The following is a 21,472-nucleotide window of genomic DNA, read 5'->3' on the forward strand; positions in this document are numbered from 1 at the left end:
GTCATACCTCGTTGAGCGATTGAGCGGCATCCAATGCCGCGCGGCCCCGGGGGCCGTGGAAATATTCGTGAATCCAGGCGTCGTCCGTTTCCGAGACGACATCGATGGCGTCGGCCACCAGCACTTTCTTCTGCGCCAGCACCGCCACGCGGTCGGTGATGGTGTACAGCGTGTCGAGGTCGTGGGTGACCAGGAACACGCTCAAGCCCAACGCATCGCGCAGGGTCAGGATCAGTTGGTCGAACTGCGCTGCGCCAATCGGATCGAGGCCAGCGGTGGGTTCATCGAGAAACAGGATGTCCGGGTCCAGTGCCAGCGCACGGGCCAGGGCCGCGCGCTTGATCATGCCGCCGGACAACGAAGCCGGGTATTTGTCGGCGGCCGACAGGGGTAGCCCGGCCAGGGCCAGCTTGACTGCCGCCAAGTGCTCGGCGTCGGCGCGGCTGAGGCCGGCATGTTCGATCAATGGCAGGGCAACGTTCTCGGTAACGGTCAGCGAGGAAAACAGCGCGCCCTTCTGGAACAGCACGCCAAAGCGCCGCTCCACCAGCGAGCGTTCGTGCTCAGGCAGGCTGGGCAGATTCTTGCCGAACACCCGCACCTCACCTTCGCTGGGCCGACGCAGGCCGACGATGCTGCGCAGCAGCACCGACTTGCCGCTGCCGGAGCCGCCGACCACTGCCAGAATCTCGCCTTTGTATAAATCCAGGTCGAGGTTTTCATGCACGCTCTGGCTACCAAAGCGGTTGCACAAGCCGCGCACTTCAATCACCGCCTCAGTGGGCGCACGGTGTAGACGACTCACCAGCCCATCTCCATGAAGAACATCGCGGCGACCGCATCCAGCACGATCACCACAAAAATCGATTGCACCACGCTGGAGGTGGTGTGCGCGCCGACTGATTCGGCGCTGCCGCTGACCTTGAAGCCTTCCAGGCAACCAATGGCCGCAATCAGGAAAGCGAAGATCGGCGCCTTCACCATGCCTACCAGAAAGTGCTGCACGCCAATGTCCGATTGCAACAGCGAGAGGAACATCGCCGGTGAAATATCCAGGGCCACCGCACACACCACGCCGCCGCCGACAATCCCCGAGAGCATCGCCAGGAAAGTCAGCATCGGCAGCGCCACCAGCAGCGCCAGAACCCGCGGCAATACCAGCAGCTCCATCGGGTCCAGGCCCAGGGTGCGGATGGCGTCGATTTCTTCGTTGGCCTTCATTGAGCCGATTTGCGCGGTGAACGCACTGGCGGTACGGCCGGCGATCAGGATCGCGGTGAGCAATACGCCGAATTCGCGCAGGAAAGAGAACGCCACCAGGTCCACGGTAAAAATCGTTGCGCCAAAACTCTTGAGCACGGTGGCGCCAAGAAACGCCACCACCGCGCCCACCAGAAAGGTCAGGAGGGCCACGATAGGTGCGGCATCGAGACCGGTCTGTTCGATATGGGCGACCATCGGCGTAAGGCGCCAGCGCTTGGGTCGAAACATCCCGCGGACGAAGGTCTCAAGGATCAGGCCAATAAAACCCAGGAGTTTCTTGGCGTCTTGCCAGACGGTGTCCACCGCGCGGCCGATACGGGCCAGCACCTGGATGCCAGCGCTTTCTTCCGGCTCTTTGAGCGGGACGCAAAAATCATTGAGGGAGCGGTAGACCGTCTTGAGCAGCGCCCGGTCGGCGGCCGACAGGCTGCAATCGGTCTGCTCGGCGCAGTGCTGGATGCGGTCGGGGCCCAGCAGCTCGACCAGCAGTGACGCGCCGGCGGTATCCAGCGCACCGAGGCCGTTAAGATCGATGCGGGCGCCGGTGTCGTATTGGCCGTCGAGTGTGTCCGACAGCTTTTTCAGGTTGGCGTAGTGGGCAAGCGTCCAGTCGCCGGTAATCCGCAGCGAGGGCGGGTTGCTGGACGTATCAAGATGGGCTGCGCCGGCGGTCGTGCGAGTGGTCATAAGCTCCGAGCTTGTTTGGCTATCCACAATGGCTACGTAATAGCACGATCTGACCTACTTTGGGTTGTCCGCTTGTGCTGTGTCGATCACCTTGAAGCGCAAGACGCCGATCACCTGGCCGTCCTCGGTGAGGACCTGCACTTGCCAGCGCCCCGCTGCGTCGCCCGGGAAATTCTGCTTGTGCGTCCAGGCGCGATAGCCCTCCTTGCGCCCACCATGGATATCCAGGGCAATGCGGTCGACTTCCTTGCCGTTGAATTTCCACACATGGTAGATCCGCTCATCCAGCCCGCGTGGGGCGTTGATCGCGGTGTAGGCGTAGAGGCCACCGCTGCGCAACTGGTCGGCGGTGACCTCCTTGAGGTCATCGCCCGGGGTGCGATCCTGCAGTTGGGTGCTGATGGCGACTTCGGTCATCCACAGGGTGGCCGGCGGCACCCAACTGCGCAGGAACCAGCCGGCGCAACCGATCGCAGCCGTGACCCCCAGCAGCATCGCCCAGCCTTTGAGGCTGCGCAGCGGCAGGCTGACCGCCAGGCTCGGGATCGACAGCGCCATGGCCACGCCCAGCGCCAGCTTGTAACTCTGGGCAGTGGTCAGGTGCATGATAATCGGCAGCGCGGTGAGCAATGCGGCAAACAAGGTCAGGGTGTGCAGGGCCAGGAACAGCGAGCGCTTGGGCGCCAGCCACTTGTAGTACAGCGGGTCGATGATCGACACCAGTGCCGCCGCGCCGAGCAGGCCGGTGAACAGCGATTGGCCGCTGTTCCAGGCGGTGGTGACGAAAAAGAACGGCAGCACAAAGAACAGGCTTTCCTGGTGGATCATCTGCGTGGCATAGCGCAGCAGCGGTTCCGGGATCTCGCGCTTGAAGAGCTTGGCAAACAGTTGGGTGAAGCTGTTTTCCAGCATCAGCCACAACCAACTGACCAGCATGATGACGGCGATCCAGCTGGCCATGCCTTGCTGGCGGTCCACCAGGATGAAGCTGCCCACACCCGAGATAAAACCGCCGAGTGCAATTACCCCTGGGTAGCGCTTGATCAGTTCGAGGATGCGCTGGATTAGATGGGTCAGGTTTGGCATTCGGCGGTTCGCAGTCTTTGTAGGAAAAAATCCCAGACAGAATAACGTCTTAGCGCTGGGCTCGGTGCTTCATTCCATGATCCGTTGGCGATAACGCCGAACGCCAATCAACACTATGGCGATGAGCCCAAGAACGCCCGCACCTATCCAGGTCAGGGCGTCATAGCTCAACAACGGCTTTTCGATGCGCCAGTAGCCCGGTTGCTTGAAGACCTCGCGCATCGCCTGGTTGGTTTGCGAAAGGCTCACTGCCTTGATGCGCTTGACCGGGTCGCTGAAGCGGCCGTCAGCGTAGTCGCCGGCGGCACTCCAGTAATAATCGGCCAACGCACTGTTGCCCTGTACCGCCCAGGCTTGGCGGGCAATGGCAGCCTGCTGCAGGCGAGTGAAAACCTTCGGGTCGAGGCCGTCCTTGAGCAGTTGTGCCTTGAGGTCTTGCAAGACTTGCTCGGCTTCAGGGAGATTTTCCCGTTCGAGGTCGGCGTTCAGGCTCAGGAAGCCTACGCCGCCGAGCACTTCGCGTTCGCTCCACGGACCGTAGGACAAACCGTGCTTCAGACGCAGTTGTCGATACAGCGCCCAATCGAGATAATCCTTGAGCAGGTCGTAGGTTTCGTCATGCTGGTCGTCCAGCACCGGCTCGGGGAACAGCCAGTGCAGTTTGGCGCCATCGCCGACCCAGCCATGCACCAGGTCGCGCTGGCGGGCGGCGGTGTGCTGGATCTGCGGCAGCGGGCGATGCTCGCTCGGGTCTACCGGGTCGAGCTGGCCGTAGGTGCGTTCCAGGTAGGCTGGCAGCAGCTTGTCCAGATCGCCGACGACGATCAGGGTCATGTTGTTGGGCGCGTACCAGGCTTTGCGCAGTTTCTCCAACTGATCGCGGGTCAGGTGGCCGACCTGCGCGCGTTCGGCGCATTTGAGCCCCAACTCGACGGCTAATTGGTTGCTGGCGCTGTGGCCCAGGTCTTGGCGATCCAGCAAACGTTGCAGGTGCGAATAATGGCCGCCGTCTTCGCGCTCGACCACCTGCTTGGCGGCGTTGATATTGGCATCGGTCAACTGCGTGCGGGTCAGGATTGCCAGCAGCAGGTCCAGCACCTTGCGTTGGTTGTGCGCGGGGGCCTCGATGACGAATGTGGTGTCGGCGTTGCTGGTGTAGGCGTTCCATTCGCCGCCCAACGCTTGCATGCGGTCTTCGAGGTCGCCTTCGCCACCGCCGTCGATGCCGCTGAACAGCAGGTGTTCGAACAGGTGGGGAAGCTCTTTGTCTTCGCAACCGAAATCATCCAGGCCCACGCCGACCACCAGGCGGATGGCCACGTGCCCGCGTTCGGTGCCCGGTTTGAGCAGCAGCTGCAGGCCGTTGGGCAAGGTGTAGCCCTCGACTTGCTGACGGTCGAAGGCAAAGGTGTGTGCCGATCCTAGAAGCAGGCAGGCGAGTAACAGGCGACGCATAACAAGCTTCCTGGCGAGTGAGGTCCATTGTTAACTGACTTCACTGGCCGTCGTACGTTCAGGGCGAATGGGTGATGTCGGCAATATCTTCGGTGGAGAGTGCGCCAGTGTCGGACGTTTCCAAGACTACATAAGCGCTGCTGCAAAACAACGAGTTCAAGCGTTTCATGTCGGCGATCAGCTCCAGGTGCAGGGAGCTGGTTTCCAGGCTCTGTACGATTTTGCGCTGCAGGCGGCTGACATGGGCGTGAGCCAGGCGACGTTCCTGGGCGCGGAAGCGGCGCTTTTCACACAGCAATTGGCGAGCGCTCTCCGGGTCGCCGCTGAGGAACACCGACAGACCCAGGCGCAGGTTGGCGATCAGCTGGCTGTGCAAACCGCTGAGTTCTTCCAGGCCCACTTCGGAAAATTGCCGCCGCTGCGAGGTTTTCTGCTGCTGGACCTTGCGCAACATGCGTTCGATCAAGTCACCTGCCAACTTCAAGTTGATCGACAGCTCGATGATCTCAGCCCAGCGGCGGTTGTCTTGTTCGCTCAGGTCTTCACGGGGCATTTGCGCCAGGTAGAGTTTGATCGCGCTATAGAGCGCCTCGACATCATCGCTGAGGCTGCGCATTTGCTGGGTGATTGCGGTTTGATTACCGCGCAGCACCTCCTGCATGGAGGTGAGCATATTGTCGATCAGGTCACCCAGGCGCAGGGTTTCGCGGGCGGCGTTGGCTAAGGCCAGGCTCGGCGTGGTGAGCGCGGCCAGGTCGAGGTGGCGTGGTTTGGCCTTGCCATTGGTTTCTTCGCGCTCGGGCAACAGCCAGGCGCACAGCCGCGCCATAGGGCCAATGGTGGGCAGCAGAATCAAGCAGCGCGTGACGTTATAGAGCAGGTGAAAGGTGATGACCATGCCTTGTGCGCTGTAGTCCAGACCGTCCATCCAGCCCACGAGCGGGTCAAGCACAGGAATGATCAGCAACAGGCCGATCAGTTTGTACAACAGGCTGCCCAGGGCCACTTGGCGGCCGGCGGTGTTTTGCATGCTGGTGCTTAGAAATGCCAGCACACCGCTGCCGATATTGGCGCCGATCACCAGGCCGATGGCCACGTGCAAACCGATCACGCCGGCGCCGGCCAGGGTGGCCGTAAGCAGCACGGCGGCGAGGCTGGAGTAGGAAATCATTGCGAACAGCGCGCCGACCAGGGCGTCGAGCAAGATATCGCCGGTCAGCGAGGCGAAGATCACCTTGACGCCCTGGGCATGGGTGATGGGCCCGGCGGCCTCGACGATCAATTGCAGCGCGAGGATGATCAGCCCAAGGCCGATCCCCACCCGGCCCAACTGCCCTGCCCGCGTCTGTTTGCGCGACAGGAAGAAAATCACCCCAAGGAAGATCAGCAGCGGCGACAGCCAGGACAAGTCGAAGGTCAGCACCCGCGCCATCAGCGCGGTACCGACGTCGGCGCCAAGCATGGTGGCCAAGGCCGGTGTAAGGCTCATCAAACCCTGGCCGACAAAGGAAGTGACCAGCATCGCCGTGGCGTTGCTGCTTTGCACCATGGCGGTCACCAGGATCCCGGCGATAAAGGCCAGCCAGCGCTTGGACATGTTCTGCCCGATGACTTGGCGCAAGTTGGAGCCGTAGACCCGCAGGATGCCGGTACGGACGATGTGCGTGCCCCAGATAAGCAGGGTCACGGCGGAAAGCAGATTGAGCAGGGTCAGCATGCTCGGCCCCCCGTGTGGGTGCGCTCCAGGAGGAGCGAAGGAAAGTTACCGCGTGCCGTTCTACGTCTTGTACTTAAGCTGTAGTTGGCGAATGGGCTCTGCGCCAGCATCGCATAGCTAAAGTGGGGATTGAAACAAAACTGTCATGAAATCAGCTTTTTGGCAGACGAAAAAATGGGGCGCAAGCGCCCCATTTCAGCAGCGGGTCAGGTTTATTGACCCGGAATGTCTTTACGCAGTTTCACTGGATCCTGCTGCTTCTTCTTTTTGGCGATGGCGGTACGCATCTTGATGTTCACCGCTTCCACTGCCAGCGAGAACGCCATGGCGAAGTAGACATAGCCTTTTGGCACATGCACGTCGAAGGATTCGGCGATCAGCACGGTACCCACCACCAGCAGGAACGACAGCGCCAGCATTTTCAGCGACGGGTGCTTGTCGATGAACTCGCTGATGGTGCCGGCAGCCAGCATCATCACCAGTACGGCCACGACGATTGCAGCTACCATCACCGGCACATGGGAAACCATGCCGACGGCGGTGATCACCGAGTCCAGGGAGAACACGATGTCGATGATGGCGATCTGGATGATGGTGTAGATGAACTTGCCACCGGCGCCTTTGGGCTCGTCGTTGGTTTCGTCTTCCCCTTCCAGGGCGTGGTACATCTCCTGGGAGCTTTTCCACAGCAGGAACAGGCCACCGAAGAACAGGATCAGGTCACGGCCGGAAATGCCCTGGCCAAACACCACGAACAGGTCGGCGGTCAGTTGCATGACCCAGGTGATCGACAGCAGCAACAGGATGCGCGTGACCATGGCCAGTGCCAGGCCGAAGATCCGGGTGCGCGCCTGCATATGCTTGGGCATGCGGCTGACCAGGATCGAAATCATGATGATGTTATCGATGCCCAGGACGATCTCGAGAGCCGTCAGGGTGAAGAAGGCAATCCAGATTTCCGGATTGGTCAGCCATTCCATGTGTATTCCTTTGAGCAAGTGTTAAACCGCGCAAGCTGTAGCGCCGCGCGGTGAGTCAGTACGATTATAGAGTGCTGAACAGCGGAAAAATCCCCATCAGCAATGCGGCGAACATTATGCACAGGCATACCAGCACTGCCCACTTCAAGGTGAAGCGTTGGTGGTCGCCGAACTCAATACCCGCCAGCGCCACCAGCAAGTAAGTCGAAGGTACCAGCGGGCTGAGCAGGTGCACGGGTTGCCCGACGATCGACGCACGGGCCATTTCTACCGCGGTGATGCCGTAGTGACTGGCCGCTTCGGCCAATACTGGCAGTACGCCGTAATAGAACGCATCGTTGGACATGAAGAAGGTGAACGGCATGCTCACCAGCGCAGTGATCACTGCCAGGTACGGGCCCATGGCTTCCGGGATGACCGCCAGCAGGCTTTTTGACATGGCGTCGACCATGCCGGTGCCCGACAGGATGCCTGTGAAGATCCCGGCGGCGAAGATCAATCCGACGACCGCCAAGACGCTGCCGGCGTGGGCCGCGACGCGGTCTTTCTGCTGTTGCAGGCACGGGTAGTTGACGATCATCGCGATACTGAACGCCACCATAAACAGCACCGGCAGCGGCAACAGGCCGGCAATCAGGGTGCACATCAGGGCCAGGGTGAGGGCGCCGTTGAACCAGATCAGTTTCGGGCGGCGGGCGTCGGGGAATTGCGACACGCTGATTTCGCTGTGGTCGATCTCGTCGCCCTGCAGGTGCAGTTCACCCAGGCGTGCGCGCTCACGCTTGCCGTACATGTAGGCAATTACCAGGATCGCCACGACGCCAGCGGCCATGGCCGGAATCATCGGTACGAAGATGTCGGACGGATCAACATGCAACGCACTGGCCGCACGAGCCGTCGGGCCACCCCAGGGTGTCATGTTCATTACACCGCCGGCGAGAATGATCAGACCGGCCATGATCCGCGGGCTCATGCCTATGCGCTGGTACAGCGGCAGCATGGCGGCGACGCAGATCATGTAGGTGGTGGCGCCATCACCGTCCAGGGATACCACCAAAGCCAGCACGGCAGTGCCGACCGAGACTTTCAGCGGGTCGCCCTTGACCATCTTGAGGATCTTGCGCACGGCCGGGTCGAACAGGCCGGAGTCGATCATCAAGGCAAAGTAGAGGATGGCGAACATCAGCATCACGCCAGTTGGCGCGAGCTTGGTGATGCCTTCGAGCATCATTGGGCCGATCTTCGGCGCGAAACCGCCGAACAGTGCAAACAGGATGGGCACGATGATCAAGGCGATCAGCGCAGACAGGCGCTTGGTCATGATCAGGAACATGAACGTGATGACCATGGCAAAGCCAAGGAAAGTCAGCATAGGAATACTCCAGGCGTAGCGCGGCTAGGGAATGGCGAACCGGGTGAGGGTCAGCGCAGAACGAAAGGCACGAGGCGTACGGGTGGAGTGGGTGCGAACAGGCGGGTACGAGCGGACATCGGGAATCACCATTGTTGTTGTTTACAGCCGGTCTGTTGCCGGCAGTTGGGGCGATCCTAGACGGGTAAGCTTTCAGCCAGCTTTCGCTGGAGAAACTGGTGACACACGGTTTTAAGGCTCATGCAGATAAAAATGTGGGAGGGGGCTTGCTCCCGATAGCTGGAGTTCAGTCAATATTTCCAGTGACTGATACACCGCTATCGGGAGCAAGCCCCCTCCCACAATTTGATTGTGTACCGCTATGTTTTTAGGGCAGTTCGAGGCCGCCGGCCGCTTTATGCAGCGCACGCAGATGCTCACCCAACTGCTTGAGGTTGGCCTCACACGCCGCAATCTCGGCAGCGCGGGCCGGATCGAGCAGCGCCCTCACCTCTTTATCCAGCTCGCCGGTCAATGATTGCAACTGCTTCTGACGTTCGGCGCTCTCCGACTCCAGGCGCTTGGCTTCCGAAGGTTGCGGTAGGCCATAGCCGCCACTGTCGAGCAACTCGGCCGGGCGACTGAGAAAGCCACTGTTGGCGAGGATCTGTTGCAGCGTGTTGTTGGCTTTCTCCATGCCGCCATTTTTCAGCTCGCGGGCATTGAGATAGCGCTGTTTGACTTCGTCCTGAGCGAGCATCAGTTGCTTGCGATAGCTGGCTTGTTCAAGCAACAACAATGCAGCGCTGGTACGCAGGTCGGCCTGGCTGAACCACTGGCGGCGCGCTTGCGCATCCAGGGCCAGCCAGTCTTCGACCTGGGTCTGCTTGATCGGCAGGCGCTTGCGCAGTACATCGAACATCGCCTGGTAGCGTTCGCGGAATGAGTCGAAGTGGTACCCCAGGCGCAACGCCTCACGCTTGTCATTCAATACGCTGGTATCGGCCAGGCCACGTGCGCTGAGCACTTGCAGCAAACCGTTGGGGGTGATGTTGTCCAGGCCGGTCAGTTGCGGGTTGGCACTGCCACTGCGTAACAGTTTCAGGCTTTCAACCGCACAGTTGTTGGAGATAAAGAAATAGTTGCCGTCATAGCTCCAGTGCATTTCAGCCGCATGCTCGACGGTGTCGTTGATTTCCTGGCGGTTGAGCTTCAGCGGTACCGACGCCAGGCCTCGTAATTCGGTCTTGGTGTATTCATCGATGACCTGGGCCAGCGGCAATACGAACAATCGCGACGGGTACTTGCCCACCAGGCCATCCCAGCTCGACAGCTGTACGTCACCGACGAAGGCGCGGTAGGACAGCACCAGGTGGCGGTCCAGATCCAGCCGACAGTCAGGGCCACGCGGGCGACCTGGCGCGCAGATCACCAGCCGCAGCATGCTATGGCCCCAGCGGCTCACCAGATTCTGGTTGGCTTCGGCGAGCAGGTAGTCGATTTCATACACCCGCTCCGGGTCTATTTGCCCCAGTGGCGTCTTGGCGAAGTCATTGCCGGCGTTCAGGAACGGGTATGTCTTGGCACAGGGTTGCTGTTCGGGCGGCGCCCAGCCGAAATGTTCCTTGTAATAGCGGAACAGCGCGGGGCGTCGGCAGGCGTAGCTGGGGTCGAGGAGGAAGTACTCCATGTTGACCGCCACGAACTCCAACGGGCTGGTGGTTTCGTAGATGTCCGGGCTGCGCACCACCTGATTGTTATGCTGTTCACGCTCGCCGCGGCGGCCGACATATTGTGGCCAGCCGGCGAGGTCCAGCAGGCGGGGATCATCACTGAGAGTGAAGCGCCGGTCGTTCTGGCCACGGCATTGATCGGGCAGGCCGATCAAGCCGGTAATGTTGTTCTGGCGACTGCAACGCTGGATCAGTGCGCGCTCGTCTTTGGGCCACAGGCGTGCGCGGTCATAGATGTGGGTCAGTTCATGCAGCACCGTGGCGAGCAATTCCTGGCGCACGGTGCCGTGGGGGCGATTGGTTTTGAGGGTGGCGGCGCTGCCGTCGGTCAGGCTGGCGAGCAGGTTTTGATTAAGGTCCAGCTCGGACACCAGGGACGCCTGGCCATAGGCATTTTCAGGCATCTTGTCGGTCCAGCCGACATCAATCCGCCGATCCAATTGCTCGACAAAACGTGGCGGCAAGGCGCGCAGCGCTTCATCGAGCAATGCCTGGCTGGCCTGCTGTTCGGCCGGGCTCAAACCATCGGTTTTGAGCCGCAGTTGCAGGCTGGCATGGGCTGTACTTGCACACAACAGCACAACCCCGGCCAGGAGCCAGGTTTTGATGCGCCTCACAGAGCGAGGATAGCTTCGGCGAGGGTCTGGTCGCTGGCATCACGGGCTTCTGGCACGCGGGTGCGAAGGGTATCGAACGCAGCTTCAAGCTGGGCACCACGGATCTCTCCATTCGTGGCTACGAAGCTGGCGGCGTCGTCGTGGGCTTCGCGCACGATTTTGGAGTCGCGGATGGACGTGGTGGTGTCTGAGGTGAAATCAATGGTGCGCGCCGACGCACGCACGATGATGTTGCTGGTGGCCTTCAAGGTTTGCGCCTGGGCGACATCGACCAAAAACAGCAGGCCGAGGGCGGCGACGATCAACGGGCTACGCATCGAGTGACTCCGAAATACAAAGATAACTATTGGACGAGAATTGCTTGCGCCAGTTCAAGGTCGCTCGCATGAAGTTTTGGCCGACTGTGGCGCAGATAATCCAGCGCGGACTCCAGGCGTGCGCCCCGCCATTGGCCGTCAGTGGCAATGAAAGCGGCAGCATCATCCTGAGCGGCCATCACCAACTTGTTGTCGAACGGCGCAGAGGTCACCTTGCCGGTGGCATACACGCTGACAACGGTGCTCTGGGTGGACACATCCATGGCCAAAGCCAAGGGTGACCAGCAGGCGCAAAACAGTACGGGAACAATCAACAGGCGGTATGAAAAAGCCATGGGACTCGACAACTGAAAACGAGCGCCAAGGCTAGCGCAATGACCAGGCGAGGGCCAGCGCCGAGGCATTCGGGAGCGGCAGGCGCTCCCGTCTGTTGCCGCAGATCAGATCGCCAGGATTGCCTGTGCCAGCTGTGCATCGGTAGCGATGGCCAGTTGCGGCGCTTGCTGGCGGATGTGGGCCAGGGCGCTTTCCAGTTTCACGCCACGGATAGCGCCTTCGCTGGCGACGAAGCTGGCTGCGTCATCACGGGCGGCCTGTACGACCTTATTGTCGCGCAGGGAGGAGGTCGCATCGGAGGTGGCGTCGGAAGTGGCTTTCAGGGCGCCAACGATCGAGTCGGTGGTCATGATGAAGCTGCTCGCGTTAGCGTTGGCGGCCAGGGTCAGCACAGCGGCGGTGCACAGCAGGCGAAGGCGGGACATGGGGTAACTCCTGTAGACGAAATAAGGTGGCGCGACGCGGCCACAGTGAGACGGACTGGGACTGTTGAGCATCAGACGCTCGCTCTACAGGGTTCGCCACGTGGTGAGTGGATATTAGGCTTGGACCGGTGCAACAGGAAGCCTGTAATTTAACTGTACTGGTTAATAATGATTTTATTAGAACTGTACCTGTAGATAGAAATCCTACCGATTCAATGCCCTTTCGCAGAAACAACAAAGCCCGCCTCCGGTTACCCGGGGCGGGCTTTGCTTTAACAAATCAGAGTGCTGGCGGTGGACCCGGTGGGTCAGGGCCAGCGGGCGCTGCTTAGCGCCAGAACGGCTTGCTCAGCTCTTCGTAGCGTTGAGCTTCGCTGATACCGGCGTCAGCCAGCAGACGCGAATCCAGGCGAGCCAATTGGTGGCGGCTGGAGATGCGGCGCTGCCACAACATCAGGTTGGCGAGAACGCGCAAAGGCAGGGAAGCGTTGGTGTTTACAGCTTTCTCTTCGAAGAACAGTTCGGAACTGAGTGTACGTTCCATGATGACATCCTTCCGCTTGTGGCGGGATTAGGTAGTGGTTTAACTGATGCCAATGATCCTCCTCCGGCGCAAGACTCTCTAGATACAGTTCACCTGTATTGTGAGGGGCCAGTTAACTGTTTAATACGGCTGTACGGTACGGAAATGGGGCAACTGTACCTGTGTGCACCCAAAAGGTGCGAAATGGGTGTTTTCAAGATGAGTTGTGGGATATTTAAGTAGGAAATGAGCGGTACAGTAGTACAGTTTTTTGCATAGACACTGGCTAGGTTGCCGAGCTGATGAAACTGTAGTTGCATCAGCTCGGATCTGTATTCATCAAGCCTTGAGCATATGCCCGGTTTCTTCCAGGTTGATGTGCCAACTCAGTGCCTGGCGCAGGATATGCGGCGTGTGCCCACCGATGGCGCAGGCGGCTTCGAAGTAAGTATTGAGCGCGTCGCGGTAGGCCGGATGCACACAGTTGTCGATGATCACCCGCGCACGCTCCCGCGGTGCCAGGCCGCGCAGATCGGCCAAGCCCACTTCGGTGACGAGGATGTCCACGTCATGTTCGGTGTGGTCCACATGGCTGACCATCGGCACCACGCTGGAAATCGCGCCCCCCTTGGCAATCGATTTGGTGACAAAGATTGCCAGGTGCGCGTTGCGCGCGAAGTCCCCGGAGCCGCCAATGCCATTCATCATCCGCGTGCCGCAGACGTGGGTGGAGTTGACGTTGCCGTAGATATCGAACTCCAGCGCGGTGTTGATACCGATGATGCCCAGGCGGCGCACCACTTCAGGATGGTTGGAGATTTCCTGTGGGCGCAGTACCAGCTTGTCTTTGTAGTGCTCCAGGTTGCCGAAAACGTCGGCATTGCGGCGCTCCGACAAGGTAATCGAGCTGCCGGATGCGAAGCTCAGCTTACCGGCGTCGATCAGGTCGAAGGTCGAATCCTGCAGCACTTCCGAGTACATCGTCAGATCTTCGAAGGGCGAATCGATCAAGCCACACATCACCGCGTTGGCAATGTTGCCGATCCCGGCTTGCAGCGGGCCGAGTTTGTTGGTCATGCGTCCGGCATCAACTTCCTGCTTGAGGAAGTTGATCAGGTGGTTGGCGATGCCTTGAGTGTCACCGTCAGGCGGCGTCACGGTTGAGGCAGAGTCGGCCTGGTTAGTGACCACGATAGCGACGATTTTCTCTGGCGGGATCGGAATCGCAGTGCTGCCAATGCGGTCGTCGACCTTCACCAGCGGGATAGGCGTGCGCGTCGGCCGGTAGGTCGGGATATAGATGTCATGCAGCCCTTCCAGGTTCGGATTGTGCGCGAGGTTGATCTCGACGATCACGTGCTTGGCAAAAATTGCGAAGCTGGCTGAGTTGCCTACGGACGTGGTGGGCACGATGTGCCCTTGTTCAGTGATGGCGACCGCTTCGATTACCGCAATGTCCGGCAACTTGAGCTGGTTGTTGCGCAGTTGCTCGACGGTTTCCGATAGGTGCTGGTCAATAAACATCACCTCGCCAGCATTGATCGCTTTGCGTAGCGTGCTGTCGACTTGAAACGGCATGCGTCGCGACAGTACGCCAGCTTCAGTCAGTTGCTTGTCCAGGTCGTTGCCCAGGCTGGCGCCGGTCATCAGGGTGATTTTGAGGGGCGAAGTCTTGGCGCGTTCGGCCAGGGCGTGGGGGACGGCCTTGGCTTCACCGGCGCGGGTGAAGCCGCTCATGCCGACGGTCATGCCGTCCTCGATCAGTGCAGCGGCGTCTGCCGCGCTCATGACCTTGTTCAACAACGAAGGCAAGCGGATACGATCACGGTACATGAATTGTTATCTCAGGCTACGGAAGCAAGGTGGGCAGTGTAGTGATTTCAAAAAGTTTCGGCCCGCTACCATGGTCGAATGCCAGGTGGCGATTTAGAGCCTTTGGTCGGGTTTCATCCGCTAATAAAAAACCCCAGCCTACGTGAGGCCAGGGTTTCGGGTATTGCGCTGGCGCAGTGTTATTCGACGGCTTTGACCATATCTTCGATGACCTTCTTGGCATCACCGAAGACCATCATGGTCTTGTCCAGGTAGAACAACTCGTTATCCAGGCCTGCATAGCCGCTGGCCATCGAGCGCTTGTTGACGATGATGGTCTTGGCCTTGAACGCCTCGAGGATCGGCATACCGGCAATCGGTGAGTTCGGATCGTTCTTGGCCGCCGGGTTGACCACATCGTTGGCGCCCAATACCAGCACCACGTCAGCCTGGCCGAACTCAGAGTTGATGTCTTCCATCTCGAACACCTGGTCGTAAGGCACTTCGGCCTCGGCCAGCAGCACGTTCATATGCCCAGGCATACGGCCCGCCACCGGGTGGATCGCGTACTTCACGGTGACGCCGCGATGGGTGAGCTTCTCGGTCAGCTCTTTAAGCGCGTGTTGTGCCCGTGCGACAGCCAAGCCATAGCCCGGCACGATGATGACCGTGTCGGCGTTGGTCAGCAGGAAGGTAGCGTCGTCGGCCGAGCCGGACTTCACCGGCCGAGCTTCTTTCGAGCCAGCTGCTGCACCGGCGTCTGGCGTATTGCCGAAACCGCCCAGCAGTACATTAAAGAAGGAGCGGTTCATCGCCTTGCACATGATGTAAGACAGGATCGCGCCGCTGGAGCCGACCAGGGAGCCGGCGATGATCAGCATCGAGTTGTTCAGCGAGAAACCAATGCCCGCCGCTGCCCAGCCGGAATAACTGTTGAGCATCGATACCACTACCGGCATGTCGGCGCCGCCGATCGGGATGATGATCAGCACGCCCAGCACGAAGGCCAGGGCCAGCATCAGCGCGAACGCAGTGAGGTTGCCGGTGAACATGAACGCCAGGCCCAGGCCCAGGGTTGCCAAGCCGAGCACAAGGTTCAGCTTGTGTTGCCCACCAAACTGTACCGGTGCGCCTTGGAACAGGCGGAACTTGTACTTACCCGACAGCTTGCCGAATGCGATCACCGAGCCGGAGAAGGTGATAGCACCGATGGCGGCACCGAGGAACAGCTCCAGGCGGTTACCGGCCGGGATCGAATCGCCCAAGTGTTTGACGATACCCAAGGATTGCGGCTCGACGACCGCTGCAATCGCGATAAACACCGCTGCCAGGCCGATCATGCTATGCATGAACGCCACCAGCTCCGGCATCTTGGTCATTTCTACGCGTTTGGCCATGATCGAGCCGGCCGTGCCGCCGACCAGCAGGCCGACGATGACGTAGCCGATACCGGCGGTGGCCAGCTCCGCGCCGAGCTTATAGATCAGGCCTACGGTGGTCAGCACCGCCAGTGCCATGCCGAGCATGCCGAACAGGTTGCCGCGTCGGGAGGTGGTGGGGTGCGACAGGCCTTTGAGGGCCTGGATGAAGCAGATCGACGCGATCAGGTAGAGCGTCGTCACCAGATTCATGCTCATTACTTCTGCACCTCTTCTTTCACAGCTTTGGGCGCTTTCTTCTTGAACATCTCAAGCATCCTACGCGTAACCAGGAAACCGCCGAACACGTTAACCGCAGCCAAAGCTACCGCCAGGGTGCCCATCGTCTTGCCCAACGGCGTCACGGTGAGGGCGGCGGCCAGCATGGCGCCCACAATCACGATCGCGGAAATCGCGTTTGTCACTGCCATTAATGGCGTATGCAGCGCGGGGGTAACGTTCCAGACCACGTGGTAACCGACATAAATCGCCAGCACAAAGATGATCAGGTTGTAGATACCGGGGGAGATAAGCTCTTCCATCGTCTGAATCCCTGCTTAGGCGTTTTTGCGGATGACTTGGCCGTCGCGGCACATCAGGCACGCGGCGACGATGTCGTCTTCGAGGTTGATTTCAAACTGCCCTTCCTTGGTGAAGACCAGCTTCAGGAAGTCCAGCAGGTTGCGCGCGTACAAGGCCGAGGCATCTGCGGCGACAGCGCCTGCCAGGTTGGTCGGGCCGCAGATGATCACACCGTTTTCCACCACGACTTGGTCAGCGACGGTCAACGGGCAGTTGCCGCCCTGAGCTGCGGCGAGGTCGATGACCACCGAGCCGGGTTTCATCTGCGCGACGGTATCGGCGCTAAGCAGGGTAGGTGCCTTGCGGCCTGGAATCAGTGCGGTGGTGATGACGATGTCGGCCTGCTTCGCGCGTTCGTGCACGGCCAGGGCCTGGCGCTGCATCCAGCTGGTGGGCATCGGGCGCGCGTAGCCGCCGACACCGACGGCGCATTCACGCTCTTCATCGGTTTCGTAGGGCACGTCGACGAACTTGGCGCCCAGGGATTCGATTTGCTCTTTTACCGCCGGACGGACGTCGGACGCTTCGATGACCGCGCCCAGGCGTTTTGCCGTGGCGATAGCTTGCAGGCCCGCGACACCGGCGCCGAGGATCAACACGCGCGCAGCTTTCACAGTGCCGGCGGCGGTCATCAGCATCGGCATGAAGCGCGGGTAGTGATGAGCGGCCAGCAACACAGCCTTGTAACCGGCGATATTGGCTTGCGAAGACAGCACGTCGAGGCTTTGGGCCCGTGAAGTGCGTGGCGCGGCTTCGAGGGCGAAGGCGGTGATGCCGCATTCGGCAAGCTTGGCGATGGTTTCGTTGCTGAACGGATTGAGCATGCCCACCAATACGGTGCCGCTTTTGATCAGCGCCAGTTCGCTGTCGCTGGGGGCAACCACCTTGAGGATCAGCTCGGCGCCGAACGCATCGCTGGCACTGCCAATGGTTGCGCCTGCCGTTTCATAAGCACTGTCGACGATGCTGGCGTTGATGCCTGCACCGCTTTGTACAGTGACCTTATGGCCCTGGCCGATCAGCTTCTTGATGGTTTCCGGGGTGGCAGCCACCCGCGTTTCACCGGTCTGGGTTTCGAGAGGAACACCAATGTGCACGTCAAATCTCCTGCATGATCTTTTTGCTTTTGATCTTTTTGTAAAAAGGCCAGTGCACCGCGAGTGGCGCAACTGGGGCGACCGATCAGCACGATCCCGCTGAAATGACAGCGGGGCGCGGCATTTTGCAGGCGAACTTTACGGCCTTCAAGAGATTATGACGGGTGACGAAAAATTAACTACAAGTCACCCTGTGACTGATTGTCGCAACCGCCTTGAATAACCTCTTTAAATACAAGTCTTTAAAGGGTCAAGGGTATTTATTCGATGTTTTCCAATCGCCGATGTGAATGGTCGCTTATAGGCTGGTATTAGTCGCTACAAGCCATGTAGATCATGGCTTTGAGCCTTGTTTTTGCTCAACCGGTACAGACTGTCTAAATGCGACATATACGTATATCTGTAGGATTCAAATTAACCTGACTACAGGGTCAACAAGGCAGCTTTATCCTTTAAATGCCGGGGTTATAGCGCTTTGATTGTTCAATCAGCCAGTCCTTGAATGCGTGTAGGGAGGCCGATTCGACTTTTTTATCGGGAATCATGAGGTAGTACGCCTTTTCGCTGCTTAGCGTTTCGGTGCTCGCAATCACCAGTCGCTGCTCCTTCAGCTCGCGCTGGATGAGGAAGGGTGGTATCAGTGCGATGCCCATGTCATGCATAGCCGCTTGGGACAACATCGAGAATAGCTCGTATCGAGGGCCTGTCATGTCGCGAGGCAGACTCAGCTGTTGCGCGTTGAACCACTGACGCCAGGCATAGGGGCGTGTTGTCTGCTGTAGCAGCGGTAATTCGGCGATCTCTTGAGGAGTTAAGTGCGCGCGGCCTCCAAGTAAGTGTGGACTGCACACCGGGACAGGGTTTTCTCCCATCAGCCGGTGTGACTCTGTGCCGGACCAATCGGCATCGCCGAAGTAGATCGCGGCGTCGAACGCGGTGTCGGCGAACAGGAACGGGCGTGTCCGATTGGTCAGATTCACGGTCACCTCCGGGTGCCGGTCCTGAAAGTCCTTGAGGCGTGGAATCAGCCATTGCGTGCCGAAGGTCGGTACCACCGCCAACTCGATGGCGTTGGTGCCCTGCTGACCCATGACCGAGAGGGTGTCGCGCTCTACGGCGTCCAGCTGTGTAGCAACTCTGCGGCTGTAAGAGAGCCCTGCCTCTGTCAGCTTCACCCCGCGACGCGAGCGGCGAAACAGTTCGACACTTAAAAACTCCTCAAGGCTGGCGATCTGTCGACAGATGGCGCCTTGGGTGATGGAAAGCTCCTGTGCCGCCTTGGTGAAGCTTTCGTGACGGGCTGCCGCTTCGAAGCTGATAAGCGCGGTGGTGCTAGGGATTTTTCTGCGCATGTACGTTGCCCTCACAGATAAGGCGCATTTATGGGCGTTTCGAGTATTACGGAGTGAGAAATTAGCACAACCCTATGCAGAAACCTCGTTTGCCCTCTGCGCGTGGCCGGCCTAGTCTGAATCACGACTTCCGTTTTTATCCGCGAGGACTTATTCATGGCTGGCAAGGCAAGCTTCAACTGGATCGATCCACTGCTGCTGGATCAACAGCTCACCGAAGAGGAGCGCATGGTGCGTGACAGTGCCGAGCAGTTTGCTCAGGACAAGCTGGCCCCTCGCGTGCTCGAAGCCTTCCGTCATGAAAAGACTGATCCCGCTATTTTCCGTGAGATGGGAGAAACCGGTTTGCTGGGGGCGATGATTCCCGAGCAGTACGGTGGCAGCGGCTTGAACTACGTCAGCTACGGGCTGATTGCGCGTGAGGTGGAGCGTGTCGACTCCGGCTATCGTTCGATGATGAGTGTTCAGTCGTCACTGGTCATGGTGCCGATCAATGAGTTCGGCACGGAGGCGCAAAAACAAAAATACCTGCCGAAATTGGCGTCCGGCGAATGGATTGGCTGTTTCGGGCTCACCGAACCCAACCATGGTTCTGATCCGGGCGCGATGATTACCCGTGCGCGAAAGGTAGATGGCGGCTACAGCCTGACCGGCGCGAAGATGTGGATCACCAACAGCCCGATAGCCGACGTGTTTGTGGTGTGGGGCAAAGATGATGCAGGCGATATCCGTGGTTTCGTCCTGGAAAAAGGTTGGAAGGGCCTTAGCGCCCCGGCGATTCACGGCAAGGTCGGCTTGCGAGCGTCCATTACCGGCGAAATTGTCATGGATAACGTGTTTGTGCCGGACGAGAACATTTTTCCGGATGTGCGTGGCTTGAAGGGGCCTTTTACTTGCCTGAATTCGGCGCGCTACGGTATCTCCTGGGGGGCGTTGGGGGCTGCTGAGTTCTGCTGGCATACCGCGCGCCAGTACACCCTGGATCGTCAGCAGTTTGGTCGGCCATTGGCTGCAACGCAGTTGATCCAGAAGAAGCTGGCCGATATGCAGACCGAGATCACCTTGGCTCTGCAAGGTTGCCTGCGTCTGGGGCGGATGAAAGACGAGGGGACCGCAGCGGTCGAGATTACATCGATCATGAAGCGTAACTCGTGTGGCAAGTCCCTGGACATCGCCCGCATGGCCCGCGATATGTTGGGCGGCAACGGCATCTCCGACGAATTCGGGGTGGCGCGCCACCTGGTCAACCTCGAAGTGGTCAATACCTATGAGGGAACCCACGACGTGCATGCCTTGATTCTTGGGCGCGCACAGACTGGTCTTCAGGCGTTCTATTAATAGGAGCACGGACATGGGCGCGCTTTCCCACCTGCGGGTACTGGATTTATCGCGTGTACTGGCGGGCCCTTGGTCCGGGCAGATTCTTGCGGACCTTGGGGCCGAGGTGATCAAGGTCGAAAGGCCAGGCAGCGGTGATGACACGCGCGCCTGGGGGCCGCCCTTCCTCAAGGACGCATACGGCGAAAATACCAGTGAGGCGGCGTACTATCTGTCCGCCAACCGAAATAAAGAATCGGTGACCATCGACTTCACTAAGCCTGAAGGGCAGAAACTGGTGCGTGATCTGGCGGCCAAGTCAGACATCCTGATCGAGAACTTCAAAGTGGGTGGTCTGGCGGCTTATGGGCTGGATTACGAGTCGCTCAAGGAGATAAATCCTGAGTTGATCTACTGCTCGATCACGGGCTTTGGGCAGACGGGGCCTTATGCCGCGCGTGCCGGCTACGACTTCATGATTCAAGGGCTGGGTGGGTTGATGAGCCTGACCGGCCGGCCTGAAGGTGATGAGGGCGCAGGGCCGGTGAAAGTCGGTGTGGCATTGACCGATATTCTCACGGGACTCTATTCGACCGTCGCGATCCTGGCAGCGTTGGCTCACCGCGATCATGATGGCGGTGGGCAACATATCGATATGGCGCTGCTGGATGTGCAGGTGGCTTGCCTGGCTAATCAGGCGATGAATTACCTGACCACCGGAGTCTCGCCAAAACGCCTGGGCAATGCGCATCCGAACATCGTGCCGTATCAGGACTTTCCTACGGCTGATGGTGATTTCATCCTGACGGTGGGTAATGACGGCCAGTTCCGCAAGTTCGCTGAAGTTGCTGGGCAGCCGCAATGGGGGGATGACCCGCGTTTCGCCACTAACCAGGCGCGAGTGGCCAACCGTGCTGCGCTGATTCCGTTGATCCGCCAGGCGACTGTCTTCAAGACAACGGCTGAGTGGGTGTCGCAATTGGAGCGAGTGGGCGTGCCGTGTGGACCGATCAATGATCTGGCGCAAGTTTTCTCCGATCCTCAGGTCCAGGCGCGCGGCCTGGCGATGGAGCTTCCCCATGCGCTGGCGGGGATGGTGCCTCAGGTTGCCAGCCCGATACGCTTGTCCAAGACGCCAGTGGAATATCGAAATGCACCACCTCTCCTGGGGGAGCACACGCTTCAGGTGCTGCGGGGGATTTTGGGGTTAGGGGCAGCTAATGTGGCTGCGTTGAAGGAGGCGGGCATCGTCTGAATGATTCCTTCTATATAGAGGGCACTCATGGCGTTCCTATAAGTGGTGGTGGTTTTTTAATCAATTCTAACTAATTGATAGAAAAGCAGAATTAAGAGTTGACGGCAGATTCTGGAAGCCTATAATTCGCCCCACTTCCGGCGCAGTCG

At 59.5% G+C, this 21,472-nt stretch carries 19 protein-coding genes; 2 read left to right on the top strand and 17 right to left on the bottom strand.

Going from position 1 to position 21,472, the window contains the following annotated elements:
* Window position 1 precedes the first annotated feature (1 nt).
* The 17 genes from E4O98_RS02205 to E4O98_RS02285 form a co-directional block, all read right to left on the bottom strand.
* Window positions 2-805, bottom strand: coding sequence for an ATP-binding cassette domain-containing protein (locus E4O98_RS02205; RefSeq protein ID WP_014716351.1), 804 nt, complete (start codon window positions 803-805; stop codon window positions 2-4).
* Entirely contained in the window at window positions 802-1,950 is a 1,149-nt protein-coding gene (locus E4O98_RS02210; protein ID WP_228309171.1) for an ABC transporter permease, read from the bottom strand. The genes E4O98_RS02205 and E4O98_RS02210 overlap by 4 nt, the downstream gene beginning before the upstream one ends.
* Before the next feature lie 54 nt (window positions 1,951-2,004).
* A complete protein-coding gene (locus tag E4O98_RS02215) occupies window positions 2,005-3,036 on the bottom strand; it encodes a DUF5924 family protein (protein WP_005783485.1) in 1,032 nt (343 codons plus the stop codon).
* A 69-nt stretch (window positions 3,037-3,105) separates the two neighbouring features.
* Complete coding sequence (locus tag E4O98_RS02220; RefSeq protein ID WP_078822730.1) at window positions 3,106-4,491, bottom strand: pitrilysin family protein; 1,386 nt, start codon at window positions 4,489-4,491, stop codon at window positions 3,106-3,108.
* Between the two features lie 58 nt (window positions 4,492-4,549).
* Window positions 4,550-6,208, bottom strand: a complete 1,659-nt coding sequence (locus tag E4O98_RS02225; RefSeq protein WP_248134046.1) for a Na/Pi cotransporter family protein — start codon at window positions 6,206-6,208, stop codon at window positions 4,550-4,552.
* A 212-nt stretch (window positions 6,209-6,420) separates the two neighbouring features.
* Window positions 6,421-7,188 carry a TerC family protein gene (locus E4O98_RS02230; RefSeq protein WP_005783489.1) on the bottom strand — a complete coding sequence of 256 codons (768 nt, stop codon included), beginning with the start codon at window positions 7,186-7,188 and terminating at the stop codon, window positions 6,421-6,423.
* A gap of 64 nt (window positions 7,189-7,252) precedes the next feature.
* Window positions 7,253-8,560, bottom strand: a complete 1,308-nt coding sequence (locus E4O98_RS02235) for a CitMHS family transporter (protein ID WP_003187405.1) — start codon at window positions 8,558-8,560, stop codon at window positions 7,253-7,255.
* Window positions 8,561-8,927: 367 nt separating this feature from the next.
* Window positions 8,928-10,889, bottom strand: coding sequence for a DUF4105 domain-containing protein (locus tag E4O98_RS02240; protein ID WP_248134048.1), 1,962 nt, complete (start codon window positions 10,887-10,889; stop codon window positions 8,928-8,930).
* Window positions 10,886-11,206, bottom strand: coding sequence for a DUF2388 domain-containing protein (locus E4O98_RS02245; RefSeq protein WP_005783494.1), 321 nt, complete (start codon window positions 11,204-11,206; stop codon window positions 10,886-10,888). The genes E4O98_RS02240 and E4O98_RS02245 overlap by 4 nt, the downstream gene beginning before the upstream one ends.
* 26 nt (window positions 11,207-11,232) lie before the next feature.
* The gene (locus E4O98_RS02250) at window positions 11,233-11,541 is read right to left on the bottom strand and encodes a DUF2388 domain-containing protein (protein WP_032878533.1); all 309 of its coding nucleotides are present in this window, start codon (window positions 11,539-11,541) and stop codon (window positions 11,233-11,235) included.
* 105 nt (window positions 11,542-11,646) lie between these two features.
* Entirely contained in the window at window positions 11,647-11,967 is a 321-nt protein-coding gene (locus tag E4O98_RS02255; protein WP_032878532.1) for a DUF2388 domain-containing protein, read from the bottom strand.
* Between the two features lie 328 nt (window positions 11,968-12,295).
* Window positions 12,296-12,511, bottom strand: coding sequence for a DUF1127 domain-containing protein (locus E4O98_RS02260; RefSeq protein WP_005783500.1), 216 nt, complete (start codon window positions 12,509-12,511; stop codon window positions 12,296-12,298).
* A gap of 318 nt (window positions 12,512-12,829) precedes the next feature.
* A complete protein-coding gene (locus E4O98_RS02265) occupies window positions 12,830-14,323 on the bottom strand; it encodes an acetyl-CoA hydrolase/transferase family protein (RefSeq protein ID WP_032878531.1) in 1,494 nt (497 codons plus the stop codon).
* Window positions 14,324-14,502: 179 nt separating this feature from the next.
* Window positions 14,503-15,939, bottom strand: a complete 1,437-nt coding sequence (locus E4O98_RS02270) for an NAD(P)(+) transhydrogenase (Re/Si-specific) subunit beta (protein WP_005783504.1) — start codon at window positions 15,937-15,939, stop codon at window positions 14,503-14,505.
* Window positions 15,939-16,262 carry an NAD(P) transhydrogenase subunit alpha gene (locus E4O98_RS02275; RefSeq protein ID WP_005783507.1) on the bottom strand — a complete coding sequence of 108 codons (324 nt, stop codon included), beginning with the start codon at window positions 16,260-16,262 and terminating at the stop codon, window positions 15,939-15,941. The genes E4O98_RS02270 and E4O98_RS02275 overlap by 1 nt, the downstream gene beginning before the upstream one ends.
* 15 nt (window positions 16,263-16,277) lie before the next feature.
* Complete coding sequence (locus tag E4O98_RS02280; protein ID WP_005783509.1) at window positions 16,278-17,399, bottom strand: Re/Si-specific NAD(P)(+) transhydrogenase subunit alpha; 1,122 nt, start codon at window positions 17,397-17,399, stop codon at window positions 16,278-16,280.
* Window positions 17,400-17,851: 452 nt separating this feature from the next.
* Window positions 17,852-18,751, bottom strand: a complete 900-nt coding sequence (locus tag E4O98_RS02285; RefSeq protein WP_005783510.1) for a LysR family transcriptional regulator — start codon at window positions 18,749-18,751, stop codon at window positions 17,852-17,854.
* Between the two features lie 156 nt (window positions 18,752-18,907).
* On the opposite strand from E4O98_RS02285, the gene E4O98_RS02290 reads away from it, so the two are divergent.
* A complete protein-coding gene (locus E4O98_RS02290) occupies window positions 18,908-20,089 on the top strand; it encodes an acyl-CoA dehydrogenase (protein ID WP_005783512.1) in 1,182 nt (393 codons plus the stop codon).
* A gap of 13 nt (window positions 20,090-20,102) precedes the next feature.
* On the top strand, window positions 20,103-21,323 hold the full coding sequence (locus E4O98_RS02295) for a CaiB/BaiF CoA-transferase family protein (RefSeq protein WP_248134050.1): 1,221 nt from the start codon (window positions 20,103-20,105) through the stop codon (window positions 21,321-21,323).
* Window positions 21,324-21,472 lie beyond the last annotated feature (149 nt).

This window comes from Pseudomonas sp. W2Jun17 (genome assembly GCF_023127795.1).
In the GTDB taxonomy this organism is placed as follows: Bacteria; Pseudomonadota; Gammaproteobacteria; order Pseudomonadales; family Pseudomonadaceae; genus Aquipseudomonas; species Aquipseudomonas synxantha_A.